The sequence below is a fragment of the Rhodopirellula islandica genome, assembly GCF_001027925.1.
GTDB lineage: Bacteria > Planctomycetota > Planctomycetia > Pirellulales > Pirellulaceae > Rhodopirellula > Rhodopirellula islandica.
Genome location: NZ_LECT01000054.1, coordinates 123,958 through 137,427, shown reverse-complemented (window position 1 = coordinate 137,427; position 13,470 = coordinate 123,958). Strand labels below are relative to the sequence as shown.

At 57.2% G+C, this 13,470-nt stretch carries 5 protein-coding genes and 1 tRNA gene; 2 read left to right on the top strand and 4 right to left on the bottom strand.

Annotation, left to right across the window (positions count from 1 at the left end; translation table 11 throughout):
- Positions 1-381: 381 nt before the first annotated feature.
- Both RISK_RS26475 and RISK_RS26470 read right to left on the bottom strand, forming a co-directional pair.
- The gene (locus RISK_RS26475; RefSeq protein WP_047817332.1) at positions 382-1,017 is read right to left on the bottom strand and encodes a cohesin domain-containing protein; all 636 of its coding nucleotides are present in this window, start codon (positions 1,015-1,017) and stop codon (positions 382-384) included.
- A gap of 430 nt (positions 1,018-1,447) precedes the next feature.
- Complete coding sequence (locus RISK_RS26470; RefSeq protein ID WP_047817447.1) at positions 1,448-2,635, bottom strand: cohesin domain-containing protein; 1,188 nt, start codon at positions 2,633-2,635, stop codon at positions 1,448-1,450.
- Positions 2,636-3,086: 451 nt separating this feature from the next.
- Here RISK_RS26470 and RISK_RS26465 point away from each other — a divergent pair, with 451 nt between their 5' ends.
- A complete protein-coding gene (locus RISK_RS26465) occupies positions 3,087-9,086 on the top strand; it encodes a cadherin domain-containing protein (RefSeq protein ID WP_047817331.1) in 6,000 nt (1,999 codons plus the stop codon).
- Between the two features lie 128 nt (positions 9,087-9,214).
- Here the strand turns inward: RISK_RS26465 and RISK_RS26460 are convergent, their stop codons facing one another.
- Positions 9,215-10,609 (bottom strand): BBP7 family outer membrane beta-barrel protein, encoded by a 1,395-nt coding sequence (locus RISK_RS26460; protein WP_236696738.1) that lies wholly within the window; start codon positions 10,607-10,609, stop codon positions 9,215-9,217.
- A gap of 421 nt (positions 10,610-11,030) precedes the next feature.
- On the opposite strand from RISK_RS26460, the gene RISK_RS26455 reads away from it, so the two are divergent.
- A complete protein-coding gene (locus RISK_RS26455; RefSeq protein WP_047817445.1) occupies positions 11,031-13,241 on the top strand; it encodes a glycoside hydrolase family 32 protein in 2,211 nt (736 codons plus the stop codon).
- Positions 13,242-13,365: 124 nt separating this feature from the next.
- Here the strand turns inward: RISK_RS26455 and RISK_RS26450 are convergent.
- A tRNA-Ser gene (locus RISK_RS26450) sits at positions 13,366-13,447 on the bottom strand.
- Positions 13,448-13,470 lie beyond the last annotated feature (23 nt).

The following is a 13,470-nucleotide window of genomic DNA, read 5'->3' as shown; positions in this document are numbered from 1 at the left end:
AATGTTGGCTAGCGTTGGGCTGCGAAATGTTTGCTATTGGCGTTCTGATAACGGATGCAATTTCCCATCCGGCTTCTGCCTTTCTTCATCCCGGGAGGGATGTCAGATGGTAGCCGTCGGTAAGCGATCGCGCCACCGACGGACATGCAACTCCCGCCTCGCCACTCTCCATCCCGCGGTGGCCATTGGCCACCGCGGGATGGAGAGTGCTTTTTTGGGGCTCGTTTTCCGGGGGTGCGCTGCTACGCAGCAACCCCCGGCTACCATCTGACATCCCTGCCGAGATGAAGACTTGCGCTAACGAAGAGGCTTCACGACACCAAATTTTCAGCAGTCCGGGCTAGCGTCCATCGGCTGATTGCCAAGCGATGAGCAGGTTGCTCATCCAAGCCGTTGGAAACCCAACATTCGTCCATGAACGGGTGCACGGAAGATGTCATGGATCACGGCGTCGACGTGACTTGGTTTCAAGTGATCCGGCAACACCGGCCCGATGAAGGGTTTGTTCTCTGGCGGTGCAAACATGTCCGTTGAGCGAGCAGATTGCATGACAGCACGGTCCGTTGGATCGGGTCCCACCACAGGTTCCGATTCCAACTCAATCGTGCCCTCATTCAACCGCACTTGCTGGAGATCCAGTTTCGGCGGTGTCAGACAGGCCGCGTTTCGCGATTGATCGAGTTCAATTTCGAGGAGGTTGCCGTCGCGACCGAGCACCGGTTGGGTCGAAAACACATAAGCGACCACAATCCCATTTTCTTGATCGACATTGGCGATGAGGGCTGCTTTGTTGTCCCAGATTGCTCCCGGTCGTATGTCTTCCTTTTCGATCTGCACGAGTTTGGGATTGAACTCGAATCGAATCTCAGCTGCCCTGAGAGCGGGAGCGTCTTCGACTCGGATTGAGGCGACTGACTCTTGCTCTGGAGCGGGCCCCAAGGCGTCCAATGAAACACTTGCCATCAAGTGTCGACCTTCCAAGCGTTCGGTCGTCAACACGCGACATGTTTTGGCCATCCTGGCTCCCATGTATGTTTCCGAATGGAATCTTCTGTTCATCGCGAGTGCAATGAACGCCCAGTTCGTTGTTTTGAAAAGCGGTGCTTTCCGTCCAACGCCGGGACTTCAATCGAAGAAGTAATCCAGGCTGAACATTTGTGTCAACGTCACCTAGCCTCACTCTGCAAGAATCAGCCGGCGCAGATTCGAGTTTCATTGACGGGGTTCACACCGACCCAGGAGGATACTTGGCTGGGCAGCACCAAGCCGAGATTTGTGAAGTTGCGTCTACTTTGCTTGCTGGCCAACGGCCATATTCAATCTAAAACGTGTGGGTTGATGGTCGCCGTTGGCCAACGAAACCCACTGCAGAAACGCAATTTCAATACGCGTCCGAAAGGCACGAATGAGTACATTGCGTCAGTTCCACGCCGTCGAAAACATTTGCTCAAAACAGATTGCTTGCAAAGACTTCGTCCACCGCAGCGGTTTCATCTGAGTCGTCGTCGCTGGACCCAACGGGGGATCCCATCGCCGCCGTCTGTGCGGCCGCGACGCTTGACGCGGTGGAAGCAATCGGCGAGGTGGATGCTTCATCGACCAAGGGTTCGCCGCTGGCGGTTGAATCCGATGTCGCGGGGGTCGTGGACTCGGTGCCGCTGGAGGACGAAGTGGATGCCGCCACCACACTGGAACCGGCTGCAACGGAGCTTGCTGAACTGGCACTGGCGGTTGATTCCGCAAACGCATTGATGTCAGTGATCGCGTCCTTCCAGGTGTCGGAACCGACAGGCAACACCGAGGAAGTGTGCAGACGATTGAAGATGTACTGAGGAAGCAAACCCAGTTCGCGGAAGTTCTGATCGTCGAGCGTCGTGCCCTCGACCAGCGTGACGGTCAGCTCATTGACACCACTGTCCAGGTAAGCGACCGGTTGGGACTGAACAATTTCATATTCACCGGGTGCCAAATCCGTGAATTCGTAACTGCCGTCGGAATCAGTGGTTGTCTGCAATTCCGCCCCCGTGGAAGTGTTTGTCAGCGTGATCGTGACGCCCGGAATGGCTTCGCCAGTTCCAACAGCGTTGTCATTGTTGGCGTCCGCGTATACAAATCCAGAGATCGAGTCATCGCCCGTCGCAGCCGCGGTGATCGTGATCAAACCATCGGTCGAATCAGAACCGGACACGGGGGCGGGATCGACTGAGATTTGCCCTTCGTTCAACGTGACAAGTGTCAGGTCGAGCACGGTGGTGCTATCCAGCACCGCATCGCTGGCCACTGAAAATGGAAGTTCCACCAGACTGCCGGAGACGTCAGTCAGTTCACTGGAGGCTGAAACAAAGATGACCACTGTTCCTGCCGCATCGTCCACATTCGCTGTGACTTGGGTGTCGTTCCCGGTCCCCCAAACACTGCCGAAGTCGATGTCATCGGCATCGAGGTCCAACACCGACGTGTCGTAGCTCAGACGGATCTCCGCCGCACGCACTCCGGTTGCCGAGTCAATGTTCACAGGAACGGACACGATTGCATCGGGTGCAGAGGTGAGGTCGTCGGGGACGTTGACAGCCGCTAGCAACCGACGCCCTTCGAGCGATTGAATGGAAAGGCGACGGGATCGAAAAGGTTTCATCAGAGTTTGCCGGAGTCTTTCTGGATTGTTCACAGCCACGATCAAAGGTGGAACGACGCTTGTTCTCACCACCAGCTTGTCGGGCAATTCGCATCGACATCAATCAATCAGCGTGTCTCACACTGGTCTTTGCACCGCACTTGCAACGTTGTTCGTCTTCACCTGACGGTTTCCAACACCAATTCCTCAAAACCGGAATAACCGGATTGATCCGTCAGGACAGGGGTGCAAATGTCACACTCAACGATACCTCTGACGCACGAACTCACAAAAAATTTCTTAGAAAATTTCAAAAGCCCAGTGACGAAAATCATCGAATGACGTCTTAAACTCTCAGTGGGCTCGAATTGAGCACTACGTTTGTCGCCAGGGACCGCGTGACAATCCACACCTCAGCAGGGACGGCAGAATTGCTTTTCTATCGACTTCCGTCGAACAAGGTCCTCCATCGATGAAACCAGTTGTCCAGCGTCTTCTCGCTCGTCTGACTTCGAATCAATCCCGCCATTCCCGTCACAAGAACCGATATCTCGGATCCAGTGATCGACGATTGAAGGTGGAATCGCTGGAGTCACGTCGGGTGCTGGCTGCCACGATTGCTTCCTTTGCTCCCACTCCATCGGGCTTCACCGCCGAACTGAGTGAAGAAGTCAGCATCCCGCAACTCAGCCTTTACGACACCGAAGCAGGCGACGCCGGTGCGGCCGACGTGACATTGCAGGGTGCCACCACCGGCGAAGTGCGTGGTTCACTCGTTGTAAACGGCACAACCGTTACATTCATTGCCACCGATGGACCGCTCGCAGCGGACACTTACACGGCGACCCTTCGAAGTGCCAGTGACGGATTCACGGACCTCGCCGACGGAGAACTTCTGGATGGCGATGGCGACGGAACGGCGGGTGGCAACTACGTCACCACGTTCACGGTTGCCAGCCCCGCCTCGTTGGTCGTTGGTTTGCCTGACATCGTTCGCGGCCCCAGCCAAACGGTTCAGTTGCCGGTCGGCGGCAGCGGAACCGAGTTGCCCGCCGGATTGCCCATTCAACTCAGCAACGCCGATGGCGTGACCTCGGTGACGCTGACAATTCAGTACGACCCGGCCATGCTGGACATCTCCGGTGTCCAACTGGGCGAAGACGCCCCGACCGGAAGCCAAGTCGAAGCGAACCTGGACACCCCCGGTGTCGCCACGATCACCTTCTTCAGCCTGGAGGCAATGGATGCCGGCCAAGCGGACATCATCGATCTCATCGCCACCATTCCTGAGGACGCACCGTATGGCTCGACGGGAACACTGACGATCAGTTCCTTGGAAGTGAATGCCGGGGGCATGACCGCCACCGCGGACGACGCCATTCAAGTCGTGGCGTTTCCTGGCGACGTCAATGCAAACCGCCGCTACGACGCAGAAGACGCGCGTTTGGTTGCTCGAGTTGGAGTTGACCTGGACACCGGCTTCGTCATCACAGATGCAACCGGATCGGGCGAGGCCTTTGTTCCCTTCGCAGCAATCGACCCTGATTTGCTCGGTGATGTGACCGGACAAGACGGATTGAGCCCCTTGGACGCCAGCGACCTGCTGAGACGGGTCGTTGGTTTGTCGACGCCAAACATTCCTGACCTGCCGGATGCCCAAGCGCCGACAAGCATCAGCCTCTCCACCACCACCGTCGCAGAAAATGTGGCAGTCGGGACTTCCGTGGGAACATTCTCCACGATGGACCCGGACTCCGGTGACACGCACACCTATGCCTTGGTTTCTGGAACCGGCAGCACCGACAACGGTTCGTTCACCATCTCAGGCAACACCTTGGTGACCGCGGAAGTGTTCGACGCATCCGTTCAAGACACCTACACCATTCGTGTTCAAACCACCGACTCGACCGGACGCACACTGGAGCGTGTCTTCACGCTCTCCGTCACCGATCAAAATGTCGCTCCCACGGCAATCTCGCTGAGCGACTCATCGATCGCTGAAAACGAAGCAATCAGCACGGCGGTGGGCGATTTGTCGACCACTGACAGCAACACCGGTGACACGTTCACCTACAGCATCGTTTCCATCGATGGCAGCACCACCGACACGACGTTCGCCATCTCCGGCAATTCGTTGGTCGCCACCGAAACGTTCGATTTCGAAACCAAGAGCAGTTATTCCGTCGTCGTTCGCACGACCGACCAAGGCGGGTTGTCATTCGATCAAACCTTCACGATCAATGTCGATGACATCAACGAGGCGCCCACCGCGATCGCTTTGAGCGACGATTCGATTGCCGATGATTCGGTTTCCGGGACCGTGGTTGGCTCCTTCACCACCACCGACGTGGATGCCTCCGACACGTTCACGTATTCGTTGGTTTCCGGCACGGGGGACACCGACAACGCTTCGTTCACCATCGTCGGCAATGAACTGCGAACCGCGACGACGATCGACTTTGACACGCAAAGCAGCTACAGCATTCGGATTCAGACGTCGGATTCAGGCGGCGAAACGTTTGAGCAAGTCTTCACGATCGTTCAAAGCAACGAAGGACCGACCGCGATCACACTCAGTGATTCCACCGTCGCTGAAAATGGATCGGCAGGAGACACCGTTGGCACATTCAGTTCCACCGACCCGACATCTGGCGACACATTCACTTACACCTTTGTGACCGGAGAAGGTGACGACAACAACGCGTTGTTCGCGATTTCGGGCGACGAATTGCAAGCCGCTGGATCGCTCGACGCCGAAACACAAGGCACGTTGACGATCCGAGTTCGCAGCACCGACTCAACCGGCGAATTCATCGAAGAAACCTTCACAATCACGGTCTCCAGCGTCAACGAAGCACCGACCACGATCTCCTTGTCCGGCACGCATGTTGCCACCGGCGAGCCAAGTGGCACGACGGTCGGAACCCTGGGTACCGACGACCCCGATGTCGGCGACACGATCACCTACACATTGGTTTCCGGAACCGGCGACACCGACAACGCCTCCTTCACGATCTCCAATGGAGAACTGATCACCGCGTTTGCCGCCGACCAGTCATCGCAGTCTTCCTACTCGGTCCGAGTGCAGGCTCAAGATGCGGACGGTCTTTCCACCGAAGAGACCTTCACGATCACGATCACGTCCACGAACGTGGCCCCCACCGCGATCGCGATTGACAACAACGACGTGGAAGAAAACGCCGATGTCGGCACCACCGTTGGCACTCTCAGCACGACCGATGCCAACGCGATGGATTCGTTCATCTACACGTTGGTGAGCGGCACGGGTGACACCGACAACGCCTCCTTCGCGATTGACGGCAACGATTTGGTGACCGCAGCATCGCTGGACTTTGAAACGCAATCGTCTTACTCGGTTCGAATCCAAAGCACGGACCCGTTTGGTTTGTCGACCGTGGAAACCTTCACGATCACTGCCACGGACGTGAACGACGCGCCAACTGCGATCGCGATTGACAACGCCACGATCGCCGAAGACACCGCATCGGGAACAACCGTCGGTGCCTTCACCACAACAGACGACGATGCGTCGGACACTTTCACGTACGCCTTGGTTGCGGGAGATGGTGACACTGACAACGCCGCCTTCACGATCAGTGGTGGCAATCTGGTGACGGCAACCACGTTCGATTTTGAAACACAGTCGTCCTACTCGATTCGAGTTCAGTCAACGGACTCCGCTGGCGCGACTTTCGAGCAAGTCCTCACGCTCACGGTGACCGACACCAATGAAGTCCCCACCGCAATTGCGTTGGACAACAGCAGCGTTTCGGAAGACGCCGCCTCCGGAACCACCGTGGGTGCCTTCAGCACGACCGACGCCGATGCGTCGGACACCTTCACCTACACCTTGGCCAGTGGCGATGGGGACACTGACAACGCCGCCTTCACGATCGACGGTGGAAACTTGGTGACGGCCACCACGTTCGACTTCGACACCCAGTCGTCTTATTCGATTCGAGTTCAAACCGAGGATTCTGCGGGAGCCACGTTTGAACAAGTCTTGACGATCACCATCACCGAAAGCGAAGCCAACGTCGCGCCGACCGCGATTTCGATCGACAACACGGACATCGAGGAGCACGCCACCGTCGGAACCACCGTCGGAACGCTCAGCACCACCGACGCGAACGCTTCGGACACATTCACTTATGCCTTGGTCAGCGGCGATGGCGACTCCGACAACGCCGCTTTCACCATCGATGGTAGCAACCTCGTCACGGCAACCTCCTTTGACTTCGAAACACAGTCCTCCTACTCAATACGGGTGCAAACCACTGACTCCGGTGGCGCCACGTTGGAGCAAACCCTGACCCTGTCAGTGACGGACTCCAACGACGCCCCCACATCACTGGCACTGGACAACTCGACGATCGCTGAAGACGTCGCATCGGGAACAACCGTCGGTGAACTCAGCACCACCGACGCGGATACTGGCGACACCTTCACCTACGAACTCGTCAGTGGCGATGGCGACACCGACAACGCTTCCTTCGTCATCGATGGCAGCAATCTGGTGACGGCGACCACCTTCGACTTCGACACCCAGTCGTCCTATTCGGTCCGAGTCAAATCCACGGATTCGAACGGCGCGACCATCACACAAGCTCTGACGATCACGATCACCGACACCAGTGTGAACGCGACTCCCACCGCGATCGCGATTGACAACAGCAGCATCGCAGAAGACACCGCTTCCGGATCCACGGTCGGTGAACTCAGCACCACCGACGCGGATGCCGGTGACACGTTCACATACGCTCTCGTCAGCGGCGATGGCGACACCGACAACGCTGCCTTCACCATCGACGGCAGCAACTTGGTGACGGCGACCACGTTTGACTTCGATACCCAAGCGTCTTATTCGGTTCGGATTCAAACAACCGATTCGGCCGGAGCGACCTTTGAGCAAGCTCTGACGATCACGATCACCGACGCCAGTGTGAACGCGACTCCCACCGCGATCGCGATTGACAACAGCAGCATCGCAGAAGACACCGCATCCGGATCCACGGTCGGTGAACTCAGCACCACCGATGCGGATGCCGGTGACACGTTCACATACGCTCTCGTCAGCGGCGATGGTGACACCGACAACGCGGCCTTCACCATCGACGGCAGCAATTTGGTGACGGCGACCACGTTGGACTTCGAAACTCAATCGTCCTACTCGGTTCGAATTCAAACAACCGATTCTGGCGGAGCCACTTTTGAGCAAGCTCTGACCATCACGATCACCAATGTGAACGAGGATCCCACCGCGGTTTCGATCAGCAGTAGCGTTATCACAGAAGAATCAGCCTCGGGCACCACGGTTGGAACATTTGGGACCGCTGACGTCGATGCATCGGACACCTTCACCTACACCTTGGTCGCTGGTGATGGAGACACCGACAACGCATCGTTCACAGTGGATGGTGAAAATCTGGTGACCGCAACGACGCTCGACATGGAAACTCAACCGTCCTACTCGATTCGAGTGCGAAGCACCGATGCAGGCGGTTCTTTCGTGGAGCAAACGTTCACAATCACCGTGACGGACACCAACGCAGCCCCCACCGCCATTTCGCTTGACGACACCGCGGTCGCGGAAAACGCAGCCATCGGCACGGTCGTGGGTGGTCTCAGCACCACCGACACCGATGTTTCCGACACGTTCACGTATTCTTTGGTCGGTGGTGTGGGTGACACTGACAACACCTTGTTTGCGATCGACGGAGACAACCTGGTGACCGCCGCGACCTTTGACTTTGAAACTCAATCGACGTACTCCGTTCGCATTCAAAGCACCGATGCAGTCGGAGCGACGGTCAGCCAATCCTTCCTGATCGGGGTCACTGATATCAACGAAGCCCCCACTGGATTGGCTTTGGCGTTCCCTGCCGTTGCCAGTGGTCAAGCCAGCGGGTTTCTGATCGGTGAACTGGGAGCGATCGACCAAGACGCCGGCGACACCTTCACGTTTGAATTCGCAGATGGTGATGGTGACCTCGACAACGATAAATTCACATTGATCGACGGGGCCTTGCGAACCGCTGAAGCAACCGATGATGCCATCCAAGCCCTCTACTCGATTCGCGTTCGCGTGACCGACTCCGATGGGCTCACCTTCGAGGACACGGCGGATTTGATTGTCACCGAAGACAACGTTGCACCGACTGGCATCCTGCTGGACAACAGCACCGTCGCGGACGGTGCATTGAGCGGCACGACGGTCGGAAACTTGTCTGCCATCGACGCCAACGACTTCGACGACCACACGTTCGAATTGGTCGCCGGAACCGGTGGCAGCGACAACGCTTCGTTCACCATCGTCGACGGCGTTTTGCAAACCAACTTCGAGGCCGACGAATCGACTCAATCCAGCTACAGCATACGTGTCTTGTCAACTGACCGGTACGGAGCGGCCGTGGAAGAAGTGCTCACGATCACCATTGAGACCACTGTGTGATCGTTGTCGTCCGCCCCACCCACGTTTGACTTCGGCCCAACGTGGGTGGTCGGATGATGAATTGAAACGGGACTGCGAGAGCATCATTCCGCTCGCCCCAGTGCTTTCGCGTGCATGCGAACGTCGCATCAGAACTGGAACGCAGCCCCGATGTTCAATCCGTGAGCAATGAAGCTGCTCGTCGTCAGTTCGTACGCCGGTTGATTGCTTCCCGTCGGTGCTTCCGGTGGGAACTGCGAGACGTTGCGATCGATCGCGTCGTCCACTCGAACGGCATCGGACCAAACCATCAGACTGTATCCGATCGTCAATTTCATGTCGCGATGAACTTGAGTCGTCAAGTTCAATCCGATTTCGGGGAGCGCCATGAACGACGAATCGTCATAGCTCCCGATGTTGGTCGACTGGGCCAGCAAACCGCCCGCGAAAGTTGCTGACCCTCCGGCCGGAACGGTGTTGGTTGTTTGTCCGGCGATGGTTGTTTCGCCTCGATTGACTCCAAACGCGATCTTGGCGTGAGCGTCCCAGGTCGTCGCACCGACGCAGCGCTGAAACTGCAGGCCAATTTGAGCCCCATGGAATTGGTTGTCCGCTTCGAACTGATCAAACAGGTCCACGGTTGTGCCTGAGATGATTGGGCCTTGGGCTGCTGTGTACACCGAGGATTGATCGACCCGCAGCATTTCGTTCAGGTTGCCGTATCGATATCCCACCAGGAAATCCACTCGTTGGCCTCGCATGGAAGACAACACTTGGCGGCGGTTGAACTCAAACGACGCCAACTCGCTTTCCGCTTGGACGTTGACAGACCCTGTCAGAAAATCGGGGTGAGCGATCAACATCGATGACTCGGCTCCCGCTTCGGTGTCAAACACAGGACGAGCCAACAAGCCTCGATTGCTTTGATAGGTCTCGTCGTCTTGGAAGATTCCCAGGCCGCTGAGTTCAAATCCGTTGCCACAATGGTCGTCGCTCCATCCCAGCGTCACACGCAAACCGGACCGCATCGAATCCAGCACGTTGCTGTTTCCAAACAACGTCGTTGTTCCGGATTGCCCCAGCACGCCGGTGTCCTCTGGGTCGGTGCCAGCCGGACTGGTTGTCACCAAAGGTGGCAAGTCCATTCCATCGAGCGACCACAGCAAGTATTCCGCACGGACCCAAAATCGACGTGCCGATCGACGAGAGATGCATTGATCGCAATCACCACATCCGTCACACGAACGGATGCCGTGAAAGGGTTCCTCGTAAACCTCGTACTCGGGTGAATCGAAGTACTGGGGTGAATCAAACGAAACGCCTTCCACCACGGAGTCGGTCGGAACACTCCCGTTGAGGGAATCGGCGGGTGCAGCCTCAGTGCTCTTGCCGTTGATCGACTGGGGATACCAAGTCATCTTTTCAGTTGGCTTCGCCGCTTTGGCCCGACTCGACGCCCCGTTTGGACTTTGAGCCGAGACGTTCTGCGGTGCCAGCATGCACCCCAGAATCGCGAACCACGGTAGGAGTCGGACAATATTCATGAATGAATGGGACACCGGGGGAGACCCGTCGTCGTTCAAGTTCAGAGATTCTGATTCAAAACAGCGGTGAGTCGTGGCGGCCTGATCCGCCTCAACGCTTGGTCCCTCGGATGTTCAGAGAGACCGTGCGTGCGCACCTCGTGCCACGTCAACACTGCAACCATGCTGTACTACACACCAGCGAGCCTCGCCAACAAGAGAGTCTGGTGAAATTCCGACCGGAATCCGATCAACCGGCTCTCACTTTGAGTTTCCCGGGCAGGAAGGTCAGCCGCCTCCCAAGGTCATGCGTGGACACCCCCTTGTCGCCTTTCGAATACAATCGCGGCGTCCCTCCTGCCACAGAGTGTCTCGGACCGAAATCGAAATTCGGTTTCGCGAATCGGTCCCCTGGTCTCTCCTCCCCGCCAGCACGTGCTCCATGATCTCGCTACCCAACTCGCTGCATCTCCGAAAACAGCTGATCGCGTTGCTCGTTGTTTCCTTTGCCTTGCACGCCACTGAATTGGTGCAATCCCAAGACACGCCCGAGGCCGATCTCGTCATCGCTGATTTCGAAGGCGACTCCTACGGCGACTGGATCACCCAAGGCGATGCATTCGGAACGGGCCCCGCCAGGGGAACCTTGCCGGGGCAAATGCAAGTGAGCGGGTACGAAGGCTCCGGATTGGTGAACTCGTTCCGAGGAGGCGACCGGGCAACCGGAACTCTGACGTCGCCACCGTTCGCAGTGGAACGCGATTACCTCACGTTTCTGATCGGAGGCGGTGGGCACGCCAACAAGACTTGCATGAACCTCCTGGTCGACGGACAAGTCGTTCAGACGATCACCGGTGAAAACACCCAATCCGGTGGCAGCGAAGCTCTCGCACCCGCGTTTTGGAATCTCAGCGAGCTTGCTGGCCAGACCGTCCAGCTCCAGATCGTTGATCAAGCGACCGCCGGGTGGGGACACATCAACGTCGACCACCTCGTTCAAACGGATACCAAACCCAACCTGCCCGAATGGGATCGTCGCGAGAAAGCGTTCGTCGTCACGGACACTTACCTGGTCATCCCCATCGAAAACGCGGGACGTGGCAAGGGGCAAATCCAGCTCTTCGCAGATGACAAGGAAGTCCGTCGATACGATTTGACGATCGCCACGTCCGCGGAAACAACCGACTGGCACGCGTACTTCACAATCGACGCCTACCAAGGCCAGAACGCTCGGGTTGTTGCGACCAAGGTGACCGACGAAGGTTTCGCCGCGGTTCGACAGTCGAACAGCGTTCCCGGCGAAGGTGAGTTTTACCGAGAACCGCATCGACCGCAGTTTCACTTCACCCAAAAAGTAGGCTGGATCAATGACCCCAACGGCATGGTCTATCACGACGGAACGTGGCACTTCTTTTTCCAACACAACCCGGTTTCCTTGCCCTGGGGCAACATGACCTGGGGACACGCAACCAGCCAAGACCTGCTGCACTGGGAACAACAACCCAACAAGCTGTTTCCCAAAACTATGGCCACCGGCAATTGTTTTTCAGGCGGAGCCACGGTGGACAAACACAACACCAGTGGGTGGGGCGAAAACACACTGGTGGCGTTTCTCACGGACACCGGTTCCGGCGAAGCGGTGACGTACAGCAACGACGGCGGCAAGACGTTCCAGTGGTACGAAGGCAACCCGATCGTCAAGCACCAAGGCCGCGATCCCAAAGTCATCTGGTACACCTACGATGACGCCGACACCCCGCTGAATGAAGCGGCGAAAGAGCTTGGCGGTCACTGGGTGATGGTCGTTTACGACGAACATCCTGAACACGGACAAAACGCCGCTTTCTACACGTCCATCAACCTCAAGGATTGGACGCTGCAAAGCCATCTCCCCGGCTACTTTGAATGCACCGAGTTGTTCGAATTGCCCATTGATAGCGACCAAGCCAATTCTCGCTGGGTCGTGTTCGCGGCCGATGCCAAGTACGCCATCGGCTCATTTGATGGCAAAACCTTCACGCCGGAACACGTGGGCAAACACCAAGTCCACTGGGGCAACTACTACGCCTCCCAAACCTTCGACAACACGCCCGATGGCCGAAGGATTCAAATGGGCTGGCTGCGAATCAACGCGCCGGGGCCGTACAACCAACACTTCAGCTTCCCTCACGAACTGTCGCTGCGAACCACCGAGGACGGAGTTCGCATGTTTGCTCAACCAATCGATGAAATCGAAGCGTTGAGGTCCAATCGCCATCAGCTTCCGCCGCAAGACTTGACCGCCGACGAAGCGATCTCGCTTCCCGTCGGGTCCGATCTGCTCGACGTTCAATGCACGATTGAGATCGGAACCGCCTCCTCGTTGGAACTGACCGTTGCCGGCCGAACCATCCGGTACGACGCGAAGACACAAAATCTCAACGAAACGCCGCTGAATCCGGTCGATGGCAAGATCAGTGTGCGAGTCCTCGCCGATCGATCACTGACCGAAATCATCGGCAACGAGGGCCGCGTCTTCATCAGCGGGCCGGGACCTGCGAGACAACCGTCCACCTCCATCACGGTCACGGCACGCGGCGGAACGGCCAAGCTTCTCAAGTTGGACGCCCATGAATTGCGATCCATCTGGAGCGACGCCGACGGTTCCCGTTGATCGCGATCGAGCACCCGCCCGCAACAATCACCGTCAGCGACGTTCAAACCAACCCGCGTTCGCGTTGGGACCCCAAAAAAAAGACCTCGCAAAACAAAACGCTTTGCGAGGTCTTTCATAGCAGCGGAGGACACGGGACTCGAACCCGCAATCCATTGCTGGACAACTGATTTCGAATCAGCCTGCTAGCCATTCGCTTATCCTCCGGGCTTGAACGTCATTCTGACAA